The sequence below is a fragment of the Jiangella alkaliphila genome (assembly GCF_900105925.1).
In the GTDB taxonomy this organism is placed as follows: domain Bacteria; phylum Actinomycetota; class Actinomycetes; order Jiangellales; family Jiangellaceae; genus Jiangella; species Jiangella alkaliphila.
In genome coordinates this window covers 4322611-4339544 of the sequence record NZ_LT629791.1, presented here as the reverse complement: position 1 = coordinate 4339544, position 16934 = coordinate 4322611, and the positions used below count along the sequence as shown (strand labels likewise).

The 16934-nt window shown below is 73.5% G+C and carries 16 protein-coding genes and 1 pseudogene; 7 read left to right on the top strand and 10 right to left on the bottom strand.

Annotation, left to right across the window (positions count from 1 at the left end; all coding sequences use genetic code 11):
- Nucleotides 1–64 precede the first annotated feature (64 nt).
- Entirely contained in the window at nucleotides 65–3067 is a 3003-nt protein-coding gene (locus BLV05_RS19765) for a S8 family serine peptidase (RefSeq protein WP_052762572.1), read from the top strand.
- A 9-nt stretch (nucleotides 3068–3076) separates the two neighbouring features.
- Here BLV05_RS19765 and BLV05_RS38410 read toward each other — a convergent pair whose 3' ends face one another.
- From BLV05_RS38410 to BLV05_RS35915, 7 genes and pseudogenes are all read right to left on the bottom strand, one after another.
- Nucleotides 3077–3469 (bottom strand): VOC family protein, encoded by a 393-nt coding sequence (locus BLV05_RS38410; protein WP_331245869.1) that lies wholly within the window; start codon nucleotides 3467–3469, stop codon nucleotides 3077–3079.
- 44 nt (nucleotides 3470–3513) lie between these two features.
- Nucleotides 3514–4031 (bottom strand): annotated as a pseudogene (locus BLV05_RS38685) (SDR family NAD(P)-dependent oxidoreductase); the annotation flags it as partial.
- Nucleotides 4032–4078: 47 nt separating this feature from the next.
- Complete coding sequence (locus BLV05_RS19755; protein WP_052762569.1) at nucleotides 4079–4396, bottom strand: SRPBCC family protein; 318 nt, start codon at nucleotides 4394–4396, stop codon at nucleotides 4079–4081.
- Complete coding sequence (locus BLV05_RS19750) at nucleotides 4393–4710, bottom strand: ArsR/SmtB family transcription factor (protein WP_046769453.1); 318 nt, start codon at nucleotides 4708–4710, stop codon at nucleotides 4393–4395. Before BLV05_RS19750 ends, BLV05_RS19755 begins: the two co-directional genes overlap by 4 nt.
- A gap of 30 nt (nucleotides 4711–4740) precedes the next feature.
- Entirely contained in the window at nucleotides 4741–5943 is a 1203-nt protein-coding gene (locus BLV05_RS19745) for an ABC transporter permease (protein ID WP_046769452.1), read from the bottom strand.
- A complete protein-coding gene (locus BLV05_RS19740) occupies nucleotides 5940–6662 on the bottom strand; it encodes an ABC transporter ATP-binding protein (RefSeq protein WP_046769451.1) in 723 nt (240 codons plus the stop codon). Before BLV05_RS19740 ends, BLV05_RS19745 begins: the two co-directional genes overlap by 4 nt.
- Nucleotides 6659–7723 (bottom strand): efflux RND transporter periplasmic adaptor subunit, encoded by a 1065-nt coding sequence (locus BLV05_RS35915; protein WP_046769450.1) that lies wholly within the window; start codon nucleotides 7721–7723, stop codon nucleotides 6659–6661. The genes BLV05_RS19740 and BLV05_RS35915 overlap by 4 nt, the downstream gene beginning before the upstream one ends.
- Nucleotides 7724–7815: 92 nt before the next feature.
- On the opposite strand from BLV05_RS35915, the gene BLV05_RS19730 reads away from it, so the two are divergent.
- A complete protein-coding gene (locus tag BLV05_RS19730; protein ID WP_046769449.1) occupies nucleotides 7816–8844 on the top strand; it encodes a M48 family metallopeptidase in 1029 nt (342 codons plus the stop codon).
- A gap of 88 nt (nucleotides 8845–8932) precedes the next feature.
- Here BLV05_RS19730 and BLV05_RS19725 read toward each other — a convergent pair whose 3' ends face one another.
- Both BLV05_RS19725 and BLV05_RS19720 read right to left on the bottom strand, forming a co-directional pair.
- Nucleotides 8933–9889 (bottom strand): proteasome assembly chaperone family protein, encoded by a 957-nt coding sequence (locus BLV05_RS19725; RefSeq protein ID WP_046769448.1) that lies wholly within the window; start codon nucleotides 9887–9889, stop codon nucleotides 8933–8935.
- 112 nt (nucleotides 9890–10001) lie between these two features.
- Nucleotides 10002–10517: an SAV_6107 family HEPN domain-containing protein gene (locus BLV05_RS19720; RefSeq protein WP_197683218.1), complete on the bottom strand. Its 516-nt coding sequence runs from the start codon at nucleotides 10515–10517 to the stop codon at nucleotides 10002–10004.
- Nucleotides 10518–10624: 107 nt separating this feature from the next.
- Here BLV05_RS19720 and BLV05_RS19715 point away from each other — a divergent pair, with 107 nt between their 5' ends.
- Nucleotides 10625–11125, top strand: a complete 501-nt coding sequence (locus BLV05_RS19715; protein ID WP_197683217.1) for a YbaK/EbsC family protein — start codon at nucleotides 10625–10627, stop codon at nucleotides 11123–11125.
- A 7-nt stretch (nucleotides 11126–11132) separates the two neighbouring features.
- On the top strand, nucleotides 11133–12311 hold the full coding sequence (locus tag BLV05_RS19710) for a phytoene desaturase family protein (RefSeq protein WP_046769447.1): 1179 nt from the start codon (nucleotides 11133–11135) through the stop codon (nucleotides 12309–12311).
- Between the two features lie 448 nt (nucleotides 12312–12759).
- Here BLV05_RS19710 and metF read toward each other — a convergent pair whose 3' ends face one another.
- Nucleotides 12760–13677 carry a methylenetetrahydrofolate reductase [NAD(P)H] gene (metF, locus tag BLV05_RS19705; RefSeq protein WP_046769446.1) on the bottom strand — a complete coding sequence of 306 codons (918 nt, stop codon included), beginning with the start codon at nucleotides 13675–13677 and terminating at the stop codon, nucleotides 12760–12762.
- Between the two features lie 99 nt (nucleotides 13678–13776).
- On the opposite strand from metF, the gene BLV05_RS19700 reads away from it, so the two are divergent.
- From BLV05_RS19700 to BLV05_RS19690, 3 genes are read left to right on the top strand one after another with little or no spacing between them, the layout of a single operon-like run.
- Nucleotides 13777–14580, top strand: a complete 804-nt coding sequence (locus tag BLV05_RS19700) for a hypothetical protein (RefSeq protein WP_046769445.1) — start codon at nucleotides 13777–13779, stop codon at nucleotides 14578–14580.
- A gap of 13 nt (nucleotides 14581–14593) precedes the next feature.
- A complete protein-coding gene (locus tag BLV05_RS19695; RefSeq protein WP_046769444.1) occupies nucleotides 14594–15553 on the top strand; it encodes an iron-siderophore ABC transporter substrate-binding protein in 960 nt (319 codons plus the stop codon).
- Between the two features lie 12 nt (nucleotides 15554–15565).
- Nucleotides 15566–16663: a polyprenyl synthetase family protein gene (locus tag BLV05_RS19690; RefSeq protein WP_197683216.1), complete on the top strand. Its 1098-nt coding sequence runs from the start codon at nucleotides 15566–15568 to the stop codon at nucleotides 16661–16663.
- Nucleotides 16664–16934 lie beyond the last annotated feature (271 nt).

Here is a 16934-nt window from a genome sequence, read left to right as displayed (position 1 = left end):
CCGGCCTCGATGACCGATGCGGGGCCTGACCATGACGAATGTCACCACTCCCCGGAGGACGCCCGTGGCGCACCCGCCCCGCCGCACCCGCCTCGTCGTCGCGCTCGCGAGCGCCGCCGCCCTGGCCGCCGCCTCGACCGCCGTCGCCGCACCGGGCGGCCTGGCGCCGCCGTCGCCCCGCGACTTCGCCGACGGCTCCTATGTCGTCGTGCTGACGGGGTCGCCGGCGGCCGGCTACGAGGGCGGGGTGCGCGGGCTCGCGGCGACGGCGCCCGGTGACGGCGAGCGGCTGCGGGCCGGCGACCGCGCGGTCCGCGACTACCGGGCGCATCTCGACGCGCGGCAGGACGAGCTGGCCGACGGCGTCGGCGCCGAGCCGCTGTACCAGTACACGGTCGCGGTGAACGGGTTCGCCGCCGAGCTGACCGCGGCGCAGGCCGCCGAGCTGGCCGCCGACCCGCAGGTGCTCGCCGTCGTGCCCGACACGCCGCGCGCCGCCGACACCGTCGCCTCGCCGGAGTTCCTGGGGCTGACCGGTGACGACGGCGTGTGGGCGGCGCTCGGCGGGACGACCGAGGCCGGGCAGGGCGTCGTCGTCGGCGTCATCGACACCGGCATCTGGCCGGAGAACGCGTCGTTCACCGGGCCGGAGCTGGGCGACCGCCCCACCGGCGAGGTCGGCGTCGCCTACCGGACGTCCGACACCGGCACGGCGGTGCGCAAGGCGAACGGCGACACGTTCACCGGCGCGTGCGAGCCCGGCGAGAACTGGACCGCGGACCTGTGCAACGGCAAGCTCGTCTCGGCCCGCTACTACGAGGACGGCTTCGTCGCCAACGTGCCGCCGGAGCACGGCGACCCGAACGAGCACCTGTCCACCCGCGACGGCGACGGCCACGGCAGCCACACCGCCAGCACGGCGGCCGGGAACCACGGCGTGCCGATGTCGGTGAACGGCCGCCAGTTCGGCGCCGGGTCGGGCATGGCGCCGGGCGCGTCGATCGCGGCGTACAAGGTGTGCTGGCAGGACGACGACGCGGAGACCGGCGGCTGCTACCCGTCCGACTCCGTCGCCGCCATCGACCAGGCGATCCTCGACGGCGTCGACGTCATCAACTACTCGATCTCCGGCGCCACCGACACGCTGGTCGACCCGGTCGAGCTGGCCTTCCTCTCCGCGGCGTCGGCGAACATCTTCGTGGCAGTGTCGGCGGGGAACTCCGGGCCGGGCGCGTCGACCGTCGCGCACAACAGCCCGTGGGTCACGACCGTCGCGGCCAGCACGCACCAGATCTACGAGGGCACCATCGAGCTGGGCGACGGGCGGCGCTTCCGCGGCTCGATGATCAGCGACGCCGGCGTCCCGGAGCAGACCCCGCTGGTCTACGCGCGCGACATCGCGGCGGACGGCGTCGAGCCTGACGAGGCCGCGCTGTGCGCGCCGTCGTCGCTGGACGCCGCTGCCGCCGCCGGTGCCGTCGTGATCTGCGACCGCGGCGTCTACGACCGGGTGGCGAAGTCGGCCGAGGTGCGGCGGGCCAGCGGCGTCGGCGTCGTGCTCGGCAACCTGGACCCGGCCGAGACGCTGAACGCCGACTTCCACGCGCTCCCGACGGTGCACGTCGGGGCCGAGGACGCCGCGGCGGTCCGGGAGTACGCGGCCGCCGACGGCGCCACCGCGGCGCTGCTGACCGGCGACCGGACGGACCTGCCGCCGACGCCGAAGCCGGTGCTGGCCGGGTTCTCCGCCCGCGGTCCGGCGCTGGCCAACGGCGGCGACCTGCTCAAGCCGGACCTCTCCGCGCCGGGCGTCGACGTGCTCGCGGCGGTCGCGCCGGGGCCGCACAACGGCAACGACTTCGACTTCCTCTCCGGCACGTCGATGGCGTCGCCGCACGTCGCCGGGCTGGCCGCGCTGATCCGGGCGGAGCACCCGGAGTGGTCGGCGCCGGCGATCAGGTCGGCGATGATGACGACGGCCTACGACCTGGTCGTCGCCTCCGGCGCGCCCGACCGCGACCGGTTCCACGCCGGCGCGGGGCACGTCGACCCGGCCCGGTTCCTCGACCCCGGCCTGGTCTACGAGTCCGGCACCGCCGACTGGCTGGCGTTCCTGGAAGGCACCGGCGAGGACAGCGGCATCCCCGGCGTCGAGCCGATCGACCCGTCCGACCTCAACCAGCCGTCCATCGCGATCGGCGCGCTGGCCGGGCGGCAGACCGTCACCCGCACCGTCATCGCCGTCACGCCCGGGCTGTACCGCGCCACCGTCGACGTGCCCGGCTTCACCGCGCGGGTCACGCCGTCGGTGCTGTACTTCGGCCGGCCCGGTCAGAGCAAGACGTTCGAGGTCACGCTCACGCGCACCCGCGCGGCGCTGGACGAGTACGCGCACGGCACGCTGACCTGGAGCGGCGGCGGGACGACGGTGCGCAGCCCGATCGTGGCCCGCCCGGTCGCCGTCGCCGCGCCGGCGGAGGTGGCCGGGACCGGCGCCGACGGCTCGGTGACCTACCCGGTGACGACGTCGACGACCGGCGACGTGGACCTCACGCTGCGCGGCCTGGCGCCGGGCGACGTCACGGACGGCTCACTGACCCCGGGCGAGGCGCCCGACCCGGCCGGCAACACGTCGTCGCGGTTGGTGGAGTTCGAGGTGCCGGAGGGCACGACGCTGGCCCGGTTCGACCTCGTCGCCGCGCAGGAGTCGGCCGACTACGACCTGTACGTCTACGGTCCCGACGGCGCCGAACTGCCGGTCAACGGGGCGACCGGCGCGGCCAGCGAACGGGTCGACCTGACCGCGCCCGAGCCGGGGACCTACCAGGCCCTCGTCCACATGTTCTCCAGCCCGGACGGGTCGGCGGTCGACTTCAGCCTGCGCACCTTCGCCGTCGGAGCGGACGCAACCGGCACCGCGACGGTCTCGCCCGACCCGCTGCCGGCCCGCGCCGGCGAGCCCGCCGACGTGACGGTCGCATGGACCGGACTCGAGCCCGGCGTCCCGTACCTCGGCCTGGTCGGCTACGCCGCCACCTCCAGCACGACGGTCGTCGCCGTCGACTGACCTCGGCGGCTACTGCTCGAGGGCGAACGTGTTGCCGTCGGGATCCTTGAACCAGGCGACGCGCCCAGCACCGAAGTCGTGGACGCCCTGCGCGTCGGATGCCAGTGCGGGATCGTCGTAGCGTTCGAAGGTGACGCCGCCGGCGGTGAGCTCGGCGACCATCTCCGCAACGTCGGGCACGGTCCAGGTGGCCAGCGTCGCGGTCGCCTTGCCGGCGTGGGCGGGCGAGAGATACACGTGCAGCGAGCTGCCGTCGCCGCACGGATAGACGCGGCTCTCGTCAGGCTGCTCCTCGGCCGAGAGACCGAGCTTCGTCTCGTAGAAGCGCCGGCGCCACCGGCCTGGGCGCGTTGCGGATCCGCTCCGTGGTCGAACACCTGCTCCTGGAACCCCTCGGGCCAGGTCTCCGGGATCGCGTCCGGTCGCAGGCAGACGACGCGGACACCCGCGGGTCCGACCTCCCCGGCCAGGGTTCGGGAGAATGCCTCGATGGCCGCGCAGGCCGTTCCGAAGCCGCCGACGTGGTGATAGCGCAGGTCTCGCCCGGACAGCTGCGCCGCTGAGGTGGACAGCGTCAGGATGACGCCTGACCCCTGCTCGGTCATGTGCCGAGCCGCCGCCGTCGCCGTCACGAAATGTGCTGTGGTCCCGGTCGTGATCGGGCTGGAGAAGTCATCGAGCGACATCTGCAGGAGTGGAACTCCCTGAACGTCGCGGATCGAGATGGCGTTCAGCGAGACGTCCGGCCGGCCGTCGCCACCACCGCGTCCAGGTGCTCGTCCACCCGCTCTCGATCGAGGGCGTCGAGCTGAGCCGTCTCGGCCGTTCCGCCCGCGGCGGCGATCTCCTCGGCCACGGGTTCGAGCGAGGCGAGGGTGCGCCCGGCGAGAAAGACCCTCGCCCCCTCCCTGGCGAACGCGCGGGCAACGGCACCGCCGATGGCTCCGCCCGCTCCGTAGATCACCGCATTCTTGTTCTCGAGTAGCACGTCGTTCCTCCTGATGGGTGGGGTCAGCGGCCGAACTGCCGCCGGCCGGGCGTGTCGTCCCAGGTCCACGTGAAGGCGAGCCGATGAGGGCGGTCGATGTCGGTGAACTCGCCACCACCGCTGTTCTCCGCGCCGTCATGCGGATTGCGCATCGTGACCCGGAAGGGGCCGCCGATCCGGAGGTCCACCTCGGCCTCCGGAGTCTCCCAGTCGCGCTCGGGACGCCACCAGCGCCGCAGCACCTCCTCGCTCGTCCACGCGTCGAACACCGCCGTGGCCGGCGCATCGAAGGTCCGCACGATCCGGAGCGCTGCCGGCGCGCGGTCAGGCGAGTCGCTCATCTGCTCTCCTTGCGCTCGTCGAGGTAGTCGCCGACGACGTCGAAGAGTCGCTCCCAGCGAGTCCGCTGTGCCGCGATCCACTCGCCGGGCTCGGCGAGCTTCGTCATCTCGAGCTCGAGACGATGCGTACGCCCGTCGACCACGCGGGTCACCACGCCGGCCTCCTCGAGCACCTTGAGGTGCTTGGTGATGGCCGGCTTGGACACGTCGAAGTCGCGGGTCGCCTCACCGACCGTCGTCGACCCGCCGGCCAGTCGTTCCACGATCCCGCGCCTGATCGGATGGGCCAGCGCCCTGTACGGATCGTTAACCATAAAGTTAACAATATCGCAGCGGCGCAGGCCTCAGAAGCGGATCGCGTCGATCACCTTCACCCGGACGGCGACGGTGGCGGGGAGGATGCCCGCGAGGGCCCCGACCACCGTCGCCGCGACCAGGCCTTCGACCGCGGCGCGGACCGGGAACGCCGGCACGTCGGTGATGTTGCCGCCGCCGATGAGCTCCTCGATCGGCACGTTCCTGACGATCGCGATGGCCAGGATGACGCCGGCCAGCCCGGCGACCAGCGTCGCGAACACGCTCTCCATCATCACCGAGAAGAACACCCGGCCCGACGTCGCGCCGAAGCTGCGCCGCACGCCGATCTCGCGGACCCGGTACCGGACCGTCACCAGCGCGATGTTCAGCAGGCCCAGCGCGCCCATGCCCAGCGCGATGACGCTGACGCCGCGGATGACCCACTGCAGCTGGCTGTCGATGAGGTCGAAGTCGGACGGGTCGACGCGGTAGACGTCGACCTGCAGTTCGTCGCCCAGCATGCTGCGCAGGTCGGACGTGACCACCTCGGTCAGCTGGTCCGCGCTGTCCGGCGGCACCCACACCTCCAGCGACGGTGCGGCGGGGTACTGGCCCTGGAACCCCCACTGCGCCTGGTGCGTGTTGAGCAGGTACGCCGACTGCATCTCGTCGCTGTAGGCGTCCGGGGTGACACCGACAACGGTGGCGCGGACCGGTCGCTCGCCCCCGATCACCACGGTCGGGTTCGTGCGCAGGTCCGGCGCGCCCAGCCGCTCGTGCAGCGTCTGGTTCACCACCGCGGCCGGGGCGAACCGGCGCTCGTCGGCGTCGGTGAACCAGCGACCCTCCAGCGGCTCGATGCGGTGCATCTCACCGTAGGACCGGTCGACGAAGGTGGCCCACACGGGCTCGGTGCCGTCGGCGAACCGGAACCGCAGCTCCGAGGTGCTCAGGATCGACGAGTACTCGATCGAGTGCCGCTCGACGATCTCGCCGAAGGCCTCCGTCAGGGCGCCCTCCGGCGGCATCGAGCCGTCCAGCGGCCAGGCGCTGACCTGCAGCGTCGCGGGACGGCCGCTGGTGCGCTCGGAGTGCTCGGCGTTGGCCTGCCGGGCCATGTCGCCCAGCGCGGTGATCACCGTCATCGCGGCGACCGCGATCAGCACGCCGATCAGCGACACGATGACGCGGACCTTGTGGATGCGGACCTCTTCCCACGCCTCGGCGAACGCCGCGACCAGTCCCGTCACGACGCGACCACCTGACGGGGCGCGTCCAGCGCGGAGCGGTCCAGCGGGGTGAGCACACCGGCGTCGAGCCGGTAGTGCCGGTGCGCCCGGGCCGCCACCATCGTGTCGTGCGTGATCGTGACCAGCGTCGACCCGGTCTCGGCGGCGATGGCGTCGAGGAGGTCCATGATCTCGGTGCCGGTCTGCACGTCCAGCGCGCCGGTCGGCTCGTCGCACAGGATCACCCGCGGCCGGCGGATCAGGCTGCGCGCGATGGCGACCCGTTGCTGCTCGCCGCCGGACAGCTTCTCCGGCATGGTGTCGGCGCGCTCGCCGAGGCCGACGCGCTCCAGCATGTCGTGGGCCAGCCGGCGCCGGCTCCAGAACTCGCGGCCGCCCGCGTACAGCAGCGGCGCGGCGACGTTGGCCAGCGCCGTCCGGCCGGGCAGCAGGTTGAACTGCTGGAACACGAAACCGAACCCGGCACCGCGCAGCCGCGCCCGGCGCCGCTGCGACAGCCCGCTGGTGGGCCGGCCCTCGAGCAGGTACTCACCCTCGGTCGGGGTGTCGAGCAGTCCCATGAGGTTGAGCAGCGTCGACTTGCCCGACCCGGACCGGCCGACGATGGACACGTGCTCGCCCGCGTCGATGGCGAAGGTGACGCCGCGGAGGATCTCGAGACGCTCGCCGTCGGGCAGGATCACCGAGCGGCTGACGCCGTCCAGGTCGATGAGGCTCATCCGGCCTGGCCCATCATGTCCGGAGCGAGCTCCTCCTCGTCGGCCACACCGGGCACGAACTCGAGGATCAGGTCGCCCTCGGCCAGCCCTTCGCGGACCTCGACCAGCTCGCCGTCGGTGAGCCCGAGCGTCACCGGCGTCTCGACCGGCTCGCCGTCGGGGCCGGGCACCCAGACGTTGCCCGTCTCGAACGCGCCCTCGACCGCCGTCACCGGCACGACCAGCACGTTCTCGGCCCGTCCGGCCTCGATGACCATCGTGGCGGCCAGCCCGTCGAACACGGTGACATCGGGCGGGACGGTGCACGAGATGGCCGTGCTGGAGCCGCCGCCACCCTGGTCCGGCGCCATCGGGTCCTCGGGCGGCGCGGCGCCTCCGTCACCGCCCTCGGCGCCGCCGCCTCCGTCGTCGCCGGACGCGGACCGGCCGGTGCTCAGCTCGGTGCAGGCGAACGGGGCGGGGCCGCCGCGGGCCTGGACCTCTGCCGACGTCGGGCCGCTGACCAGGCGGTACTGCTGCTCCGCGGACAGCGAGCCGGACACCGTGAAGCCGCCGGTGGCGATGCTGCCGAGGGTGTCGCCGACCACGACGGTCTCGCCGACCAGCACGTCGTACTCGCCGACGGTGCCCGCGGTGGCCGCCTCGATGGTGCGGAACCGGCGGACCGGCTCGCCCGGCACCTCGACCTCGTTGCCCTCGTCGTCGGTCTCGGTGGTCGGCTCGCCCTCCTCCTCGAACACGACCTCGACCAGCGGGTCGCCCTCCTCGACGATGTCGCCGGGGTCGGCGAGGAACACCGTCACCTCGCCGGCGTCGGTCGCGCGGATCGGCGTCGGCGCGTCGGACGTGATGACCGCCTCGACCTCGACGGTGTTGACGACGGTGCCGATGCTGGCCGGGACCTCCGGCTGGACGATCTCGACGGACGGCACCGCCGGGTCGCCGCCGGCGGCCGACTCGTCGTCGTCGCCACCGAACGCGAGGCGGACCGCGGCCACCGCAATGGCGGCCAGCAGCAGGATCTTGATCGTCGGCAGGACGATGCGGCGGGTGACGCCCACGAACGTGCTCCCTCTGGGCTCCGGGACTCTGTGGGAGGACAGCATGCATACCGAGTATGTGCATTGTCAACAGGCCGGTCTACGATGGCTGCATGACGACCGAGCCCGATCGCAGCCGTGTCCGCTTCCCCGACCTCAGCTCGCGCGCGTACGAGCACCCCGCCGACCGCGGCGCGCTGGTCGCCCTGCGGTCGCTGCGCGGGTTCGACGTCCTGTTGCGCAAGATGTCAGGCCTGTTCAACGAGCGCAGCCTGCGGCTGCACTACCTGTCCAGCGCGGTCCGGGTCGGCGAGACCCAGTTCCGCGACGTCTACCAGGACCTCGTCGACGCCGCCCACATCCTCGACGTCGAGCGGCCCGAACTCTACGTCATCCAGGACCCCAACCCGCGGGCGATGGCCATCGGCACCGACAAGCCGTTCATCGTCGTCACGACCGGGCTGTTCGACCTGCTCGACCCCGAGGAGCGGCGGGTCGCCATCGGCCACGAGGTCGGGCACATCCTGTCCGGGCACGCCGTGTACCGCACGCTGCTGCTCATGCTGACGCGGCTGGCGCTGCGGGTCGCGTGGATCCCGCTCGGCTACGTCGGGCTGCGGGCCATCGTGTTCGCGCTCGAGGAGTGGCAGCGCAAGTCCGAGCTGTCCGCCGACCGCGCCGGGTTGCTGTCGTCACAGGACCCCGACGCCGCGAAGCGCTCGCTGATGAAGATCGCCGGCGGCTCGCGGCTGGCCGAGATGGACATCGACGCGTTCCTGCAGCAGGCCCGCGAGTACGACGCCGGCGAGGACGCCCGCGACAGCGTCATCAAGCTGATGAGCCTGATGGGCCGCACGCACCCGCAGGCCGTCATCCGGCTGGCCGAGCTGGACCGCTGGGCGGCGTCCGGCGAGTACAGCCGCATCCTCGCCGGCGACTACCCGCGCCGCTCCGACGACCGCGACGCCTCCGTCAGCCAGGAGGTCCGCAACGCGGCGAAGTCGTACCAGGAGTCGTGGAGCCGCACGTCCGACCCGCTGATCAGCACGCTGCGCGACATCTTCAGCAACGTCGGCGACGCGGGCGGCAAGCTGTTCGACAACATCACCAACCGCATGCGCCGTCCGTCCGACGATCAGTAGCGGGCTCTGCTCACCGAGCTGACCGGAGCCGGAGCGTCCTCACGACAGCCGCGCCGGTTCCGGTTTCCCGGTCCTTCCCGATGATCGGTCAGCGGTCGCCGGGGTCCTCGTCGGTGTCGTCGTCGGGGTAGGTGTCGTCCGCGTCGGGTCGGTCGTCGAGGTCGGCGAGGAACTGCTCGAGCTCGGCGCCGATCTCGTCGGCGCTGGGGACGGCCCGCTGCTCGGCGATGAGGCTGCCGCGCGCGTCGCCGCCGGCGAAGGCGTCGTACTGGTTCTCCAGCGCGTGGACCACCTTGGCGACCTGGTCGTTGCCTTCGACCTGCTCGCGGACCAGCTCGTCGGTGCGGCGCGCGGCCTCGGCCAGCTCGCCGGACGGCAGCAGCAGGCCGGTGCTGGCGCTCAGCGCCCGCAGCAACGTCAGCGACGACTGCGGGTACTCGGACTCGGCGAGGTAGTGCGGGACGCGGGCCACCAGCCCGATGGCGTCGTGGCCGGACTGGCCGAGCCGGTACTCCAGCAGCGACGCGATGTTGCCCGGCACCCGCAGCTCGACGTCGACCAGCGCGGACTCGTCGAGCAGGCCGGGGCGGTTGGCGTGGGTCAGGACGCTCAGCGGGCGGGTATGCGGCACCGGGTTCGGGATGCCGTGGACGCCGATGGACAGGCGCACGCCCAGCCGCTCGATCAGGTCGGTGACGGCGGAGACGAACGCCTCCCAGCGCACGTCCGGCTCGGGGCCGGACAGCAGCAGGAACGGCGCGCCGACGTCGTCGCGGACCAGCCGCAACGTCAGCTCGGGCGCGTCGTAGTCCTGGAACGCGCCGTCGGCGAAGCGCATCTCCGGGCGCCGGGCCCGATAGTCGATCAGTGCGTCGACGTCGAACCGCGCCACGACCTCGGTGTCGAGGGTCGCGAGCAGATGATCGACGAGACCGCCGCCGGCCCGGCCCGCGTCGACGAAACCGTCGAACCAGTAGACCAGAACGGGCGACTCCAGCCCGGACGGCTCCTCGACGAGCTCGTACAGCTCACTGCGGCTCGACATGGCGGCACTCCCGACATCGGACAGATAAGACAACTGATGTAACACGGCGGCGGCCCCAGGACTTCCCGAGCTCGCCAGGCCGCGGCATCAGCGTCGCGCCGGGCGCGGACCGTCAGGCCGCTCCGGGGACCAGCGCCACCACCGGGCCGTCGAGCGGCTCTTGGTACGGCAGCCCCAGCAGCACGCAGACCAGCCCGAGGAACGCGTCGGCCTCGCGCAGGAGGTCGTCGGCCTCGCGCGGGGTGACCGCGCCGGGCAGGCCGGCCTGGGCGGCGGCCCGCTTGCCGGCGTTGGCGCCGAAGAAGGCGGCCCACTCGGCCAGCTCGGGCGCGACGCCGGGCAGCAGGTCCCACACGTTGCGCGGGCCGTGTCCGCGCCGCCCGCGGCCGCGCCCGGATTCGGCCGGACGGGCCTTCGCCGCGAGCACGGCGGCCGCGGCCCGCAGCGCCGCCAGGTGCGCCGCGGCGAAGCGGTCGCCGGCGTGACCGGCCGACGCTGCTTCGGCGAGGCACAGGCGCGCGTGCTCGATGAGGTCGAGGGCGGCGTGACCCATCGGCGGCCGCGTCCGCCGGCCCGGCAGACCCTGGCCGCCCGCCACCCCGCTGTGCTGCTGCATCTCGACAGTCATGGCCGCCTCCGCATCTTGTTCGAACGATTGTTCGACCTATAGAGAAATGTACACCCCGCCACCGACAACGTTCGAGGACGAATCCGGAGACGGTAGGGTCGACCCCTGTGACCAGCCCTGACAGCACCGACAAGGTGCTCGCCCACCCCAACGTCGAGCGCGTCCGCGCGGCGCTCACGGCGGCAGGCGCCGCCTCCGAGATCGTCGCGCTGGCCGACTCCGCGCCGACGGCGGCCGCGGCGGCGGAGCAGCTCGGCTGCGACGTCGGCGCCATCGCCAACTCGCTGATCTTCGACTGCGACGGCGCTCCCCTGCTCGTCCTCACCAGCGGCGCGCACCGGGCCGACGTCGCGGCGCTGACCCGCGCGGCCGGCGCGACCAGGGTCGGGCGGGCCGACCCCACGTTCGTCCGCACCCACACCGGCCAGCCCATCGGCGGCGTCGCGCCGGTCGGGCACCCGGCGCCGGTGCGCACCCTGGTCGACGTCTGGCTGGCGAAGTACGACCGGGTCTGGGCCGCGGCCGGACACCCGCACACCGTCTTCCCGACGACGTTCGACGAGCTGGTCCGGGTCACCGGCGGTACCGCCGTCGACGTCACCGGCTGACGGCCGCGTGGCGCGCGTCGCGGTCGTGGGCGCCGGCCTGGCCGGGCTCTGCTCCGCCCTCGCCCTCGCCGACTTCGGTCACGACGTGACGGTGCTGGAGTCCGGCCCGGCGCCCGGCGGCCAGTTGGCGTACGGGCCACAGCCGTTCACGTTGCCGGCGGTCCTGCGCGACCTGTTCCGCAAGACCGGCCGGCCGCTGGAGCGCGAGCTCGACGTCGTCCCGGTCGACCCCGCGGCCCGGTGGGTGTTCGCCGACGGCTCCGAGGTCACCGTCCCGAACGCCAGCCCGTCCGGCGCCCGCCGCGCCCTCGACCAGGCGTTCGGCGCCGGCGCGGGCGCGCAGTGGGACGCCGTCGTCGCGCACGGCGACCGGTCCTGGCGGGAGCTGCGGCCGCTCGTCCTCGGGCACGCCGGCGCCAAGCCCGCACCGCCGGGCGGGACGCTGCGCGACGTCGCGGCATCGCTGCGGGAGCCGCGGCTGCGCGCCGTCCTGGAGTCGTACGCGACCCGCTACGGCGCCGACCCCGCGACCGCGCCCGCCGCGCTCACCGTGCTGCCGTACCTGGAGCAGACCTTCGGAGTGTGGACCGCCGATCTCGGCCGGCTGGTCGACGTCCTGGCGGGACGGGCGGCCGAGCGCGGCGCGGCGTTCCGGTACGACGAGCCGGTGGTGGGCCCGGCGCTGGACGGGAAGCGCGTTGTCGGGGTGACGCTGACCAGCGGCGAGACGGCCGACGCCGACGCCGTCGTGTGGACGGCGCCGCCGGGCCGCCTCGCCGACGACCGCCGCGGCGTCTTCAGCCGGGTCCGTGCCCGCACCGCTCGCCCGGAACCGCCCGCCGACATGGCCGACGTCGACGTCGACGTCGACGTCATCGTGATTCCCCGCGCCGGCCGGCCGGCCGCGCCCACCGCGCCGAGCGCCACTCCGTCGGTCCGCTTCCCCGCCGGCAGCGGCCCGGCGACGATCACCTACGACACGCCCGAAGGCCGGGTCCGGCGCGTCGCCCCCGACGCCGCCCACGGCGCCGCCGCCGGCCGCGTCACCGCGATCTTCCGCCGCCCGGCCAACGTCACCCGCGTCCGCGGCCTCTACCTCGCCGGCGCCGGCGCGCACCCCGGTCCGGGTATCCCCCTGGTCGCCCAGTCGGCCGCGATCGTCGCCGACCACATCGGCCGCGCCTAGTTTCGCTTGGTGTCCGAAGGTCCGACCCTCGAGCCTGGCGTTGGCCTGCCTGGCGCAACGACGTGGGATCGCTGCGTGATCGATGTGAGAACACTGTCGTGTCCGCCACAGTGATGCCGCATTGTTTCCGCAGCGATCTCACATCGATCACGACCGCGACGACAGTGCGCCCACCCCCCGGCGCGCCACCGCGTGGGATCGCTGGGTGAGATCGCTGTGCTTGCCGGGCGGCGTCACTGTCGCCAGAGCAACAGTGATCCGCCCCACCCGTCGCCAGCAGCCGTTGATCATGGAGAAAGTCGGGTTCCGGCGCGCTAGGAGCGCCCTTTCTCCATGATCAACCGCAATCACGGGGGACCCACCGGCGGGCCGGCCCGCACCGGTGAGTGCGCCCTCATTTTCCTGGCCCACACCGCCGCCGACCACACCAAGAATCGGACTCACTCAGCTAGGACAGCGCGCCGACGCCGAGGTTCTGGTAGATCTCGCGGGTCGCCGTCGACTTGTTCAGCGTGATGAAGTGCAATCCGGGGACGCCCTCGGAGAGCAGCCGCTCGCACAGCTCGGTCGCCACCTCGACGCCGATGGCGCGCACGGCCTCGGGGTCGTCCTCGACGGCGAGCAGCCGCCGCGCCAGCGGGGCCGGGAAGTCGGCGGCCGTCAGCTCGGCGAAACGCTGGATCTGCCGCACGTTCGTCACCGGCATGATGCCCGGGATGATCGGCGCCACTCCCCCGGCCGCCGCGACCCGGTCGCGCAGCCGCAGGTAGTCGTCGGCGTGGAAGAACATCTGCGTGATCGCGTAGTCGGCGCCGGCCTGGAACTTGCGGGCCAGGAACCGGGCGTCGGTGTCGAGGTCGGGCGAGCGCGGGTGCTTGTCCGGGAACGCCGCGACACCGACGCAGAAGTCGCCGTGTGTGCGGATCAGCCGGACCAGGTCCTCGGCGTACTCGAAGCCCGCCGGGTGCTTCACCCACTCGCCCCGCGGGTTGCCGGGCGGGTCGCCGCGCAGCGCGAGGAAGTTGCGCACCCCGGCGTCGGCGTACTGGCCGATGACGTTGCGCAGCTCGGCCACCGAGTGGCCGACGGCGGCGAGATGCCCGACGACGGTGAGGGTGGTGTCGCGCGCGATGCCCTCGGTGATGCGCACGGTGCCCTCACGGGTGGTGCCGCCGGCGCCGTACGTGACGGAGACGAAGGTCGGCTGCAGCCGCTCGAGGTCGCGCATGGTCTGCCAGAAGGCGACCTCGGCGGTCTCGCTCTTCGGCGCGAAGAACTCGAACGAGTACGACTTCCCGCCTGCGGCCAGCAACTCCCGGATGGTGCGCGCACCACCGGGCATCGTCGACGGAAGTCCCAGCGCCATTGGCACAGCGTAGCGGCGACGTCCGCGTTTCGGACAGATCGTCTCAGCCTTCGAGCAGGTGGCGATCTTCACCGCTGAGCATTTAGGTTAGGGATACCTATGTTCGCCCCGACTGCCACCGAGCCCCTCGATGCCGCCGCGCGCCGTCTCGAGCGGCTGCACCCGTCCTTCGGGTTCGTCACCGCGGCCGAGGGCGACGGCTGGACGCCGCTGGCCAGGGCCGCGGCCGATCCCGAGGTCGCCGGCTGGCTGGACCGCCTCGACGCCGAGGCCGGCGGCCACCGCAATGTCGCCGCGTCCTACCTGGTGCTCCGGCTGACCGGCTGCGTCGCGACGCCGCTGCTGGCCGCATATCTCGTCGAGGGCCGCAGCCTGCCGCTTGACCCGTCCACCACGCACGTGCACGTCGACGGCGCGCGGTTCGACCGCCTGGCGCTCACCGGCGGGAGCATCGACGACGACGCGGGCGCCGCGGCGGTCGCCCAGCGGCTGCACGCCGTCCTCGCGCCGGTCATCGACACCGTCGCCGGGCTGGCGCCGTACGGCGTGCGCACGATGTGGAACTCGGTCGCCGACCGCCTCGGCGGACCGGCCGTGCTCGCGGCCAACGCCGCCGGCCTCGACTCGGACGAGACCTGGCGGCGCGCCCGCGCCGTCGTCGACGAGCTGGTCAGGCTGGGCGCGCCGGTGCGCCGCCGCCCCCGGCTGCTGCACGTGCCGTGGTCCGGCGGCGTCGCGGCCGGGAGCGTCAAGGGCACCTGCTGCCTCAAGTACGTCGTCGACGAGCTGCGCCCGCGCGACGCCCAGCACGACCCCGCCTCGTTCTGCGGCGGCTGCCCCTACGTCGACGACGACGCCCGCATCGCCAAGCGCCGCGCCGCGCTGGAACGCCGTCCGTCCTGAGACCTGGAGACCCATGCGCCGCCTCGCCGCTCCCCTCGCCCTGGCCGCCGCCCTGCTCGCCGCCCTCACCGCGTGCGGGGACGACGAGCCCGCCGCCGAGACCGGCGACCAGGCCACGCACACCGTCGTCCACGCACAGGGCGAGACCGAGGTGCCCGACGACCCGCAGCGCATCGCCGTCCTCTGGCGCCCGACGCTCTCGGCGTTGACCGACCTCGGCTTCGAGCCGATCGCCGCCACGGCCGAGACGGAGGACGGCTCCGACCTCGCGACCTACCTGCCCGAGGACTTCCCCGCCGACGACCTGGAGATCGTCGGCGCCACGAACGAGCCGGACATCGAGGCGCTGGCGGTCGCCGACCCCGACCTCATCCTCGGCGTCGACATCGCCGGGCTCTCCGAGGCCTACGACTCGCTGTCGCAGATCGCGCCGACCGTGTCGCTGACCTGGGAGGGCACCGGAAGCTGGCGCTCGCACGTCACCGAGCTGGCCGACGCGCTCGGCGTGCCGGAGCGGGCCGAGGAGGTCGTCGCCGACTACGACGCCCACGTCGAGGAGGTCCGGGACGCGGTCGGCGACCCGGGCGCCGTCGAGGTGTCGCTGGTCCGCGTGCAGGCGGCGGACGTGCTGCGGCTGGAGACGCCGGCGTCGTTCCCCGGCCAGGTGCTCGACGACGTCGGCTTCGCGCGCCCGGCCGGCCAGCTGGAGCCCGATCCCGACCGCGACTTCATCGAGATCAGCCTGGAGCTGATCCCCGAGGTGAACGGCGACGTCATCTTCGTCCTCGCCAATGGGGAGAACACCAGCGCGCGCGAGACGATCACGTCGTCGGCGCTGTGGCAGAACCTGCCGGCGGCGCAGGCGGGCGCCGTCGTCGACGCCGACTACACGGTGTGGGGCAGCTCGACCTACCGTGGCGCGCACGCGATCCTCGACGACCTCGAAGCGGCCCTGGGCGGCGGCACCCCCTAGCCTGGCGGGGTGGTGAACCCTGCGCCCCTCGCGGGCCCCGACGACCCGGTCGGCCTGCTGCGGCCGCGCATCCAGCAGGCGCTCGACGCGTTCCTCGACGCGCAGCGCGACCTGCTCGGTGCGGCCAGCCCGCAGACGCTGCCGCTGGTCGACGCCGCGGCGGCGTTCCTGTCCGGCGGCAAGCGGCTGCGCCCGACGTTCTGCTACTGGGGCTGGCGGGCGGCCGGCGGCGACCCGGCCGACGATGCGCTGGTGACGATCGGGGCGGCGCTGGAGCTGTTCCAGGCGTCGGCACTGGTCCACGACGACCTCATCGACGCGTCCGACACCCGCCGCGGGCTGCCGTCCGTCCACCGCCGGTTCGCGACGCTGCACCGCGAGTCCGGCTGGCAGGGCGACCCGGACGCGTTCGGCGCGGCCGCCGCGATCCTGCTCGGCGACATGCTGCTGGCGTGGAGCGCCGAGGTGTTCGACCACGCCGCCGTCGACGGCGCCCGGCTGCGGGCCGCGCGGGCGGTGTTCGACCGCATGCGCACCGAGGTCGGCGGTGGCCAGTACCTCGACATGCTCGAGCAGGTCAGCGGCGCCGGCGCGCCGTCCGGTCAGGCGGACCGGGCCCGGACGGTGATCCGCTACAAGTCCGCCCGCTACTCCGTCGAGCACCCGCTGGTCATCGGTGGCCTGCTGGCCGGCGCGCCGGAGTCGCTGCTGGACGGCTACCGACGGTTCGGGGCGGCGCTGGGCGAGGCGTTCCAGCTCCGCGACGACGAGCTCGGCGTGTTCGGCGACCCCGCCCAGACCGGCAAGCCCACCGGCGACGACCTGCGGGAGGGCAAACGGACGCTGCTCATCGCGTACGCGCTGGAGCGGGCCTCGGCGGAGCAGGCGGCGCTGGTCGACTCGCTGCTCGGTGACCCCGGGCTCGACCTGGACGGCGTGACGGCGCTGCGCGACGTGCTGGTCGGCACCGGCGCGCTGGCCCGGGTGGAGGCGCTGGTCACCGACCTGGTGGCGGACGCCCGCTCCACCCTCGACGCCGCCGATGTCACCGAGGACGGCCGCAAGGCGCTGTCGCAGCTGATCGAGCTGACGACCGAACGGACGCACTGACGGCATCGGCCGGGCGTGTGCTCCTCGACGGCACCAGCCAGGCACCGTCGGACGCGCTGGAGCTCTGCCATCTCTTCCGACTGCAGAGCGCCATCGCGCGCGATCGAGGTCTGCCGTCCGAAGAGACTGCAGAGCGCCATCGCGCGCGATCGAGGTCTGCCGTCCGAAGAGACCGCAGAGCGCCATCGCGCGCGATCGAGGTCTGCCATCGGATGCGACGGCAGACCTCCAGCGGCTCGGACCGGTCAGCCGGGTTGGACCGGTCGGTCGG

Bases quoted from the DNA above. Each gene is read 5' to 3' on its own strand.
- BLV05_RS19755 (WP_052762569.1), bottom strand. From the start codon at position 4,396: ATGAGCGACTCGCCTGACCGCGCGCCGGCAGCGCTCCGGATCGTGCGG.
- BLV05_RS19750 (WP_046769453.1), bottom strand. From the start codon at position 4,710: ATGGTTAACGATCCGTACAGGGCGCTGGCCCATCCGATCAGGCGCGGG.
- BLV05_RS19740 (WP_046769451.1), bottom strand. From the start codon at position 6,662: ATGAGCCTCATCGACCTGGACGGCGTCAGCCGCTCGGTGATCCTGCCC.
- BLV05_RS19730 (WP_046769449.1), top strand. From the start codon at position 7,816: ATGACGACCGAGCCCGATCGCAGCCGTGTCCGCTTCCCCGACCTCAGC.
- BLV05_RS19725 (WP_046769448.1), bottom strand. From the start codon at position 9,889: ATGTCGAGCCGCAGTGAGCTGTACGAGCTCGTCGAGGAGCCGTCCGGG.
- BLV05_RS19720 (WP_197683218.1), bottom strand. From the start codon at position 10,517: ATGACTGTCGAGATGCAGCAGCACAGCGGGGTGGCGGGCGGCCAGGGT.
- metF (WP_046769446.1), bottom strand. From the start codon at position 13,677: ATGGCGCTGGGACTTCCGTCGACGATGCCCGGTGGTGCGCGCACCATC.
- BLV05_RS19700 (WP_046769445.1), top strand. From the start codon at position 13,777: ATGTTCGCCCCGACTGCCACCGAGCCCCTCGATGCCGCCGCGCGCCGT.
- BLV05_RS19695 (WP_046769444.1), top strand. From the start codon at position 14,594: ATGCGCCGCCTCGCCGCTCCCCTCGCCCTGGCCGCCGCCCTGCTCGCC.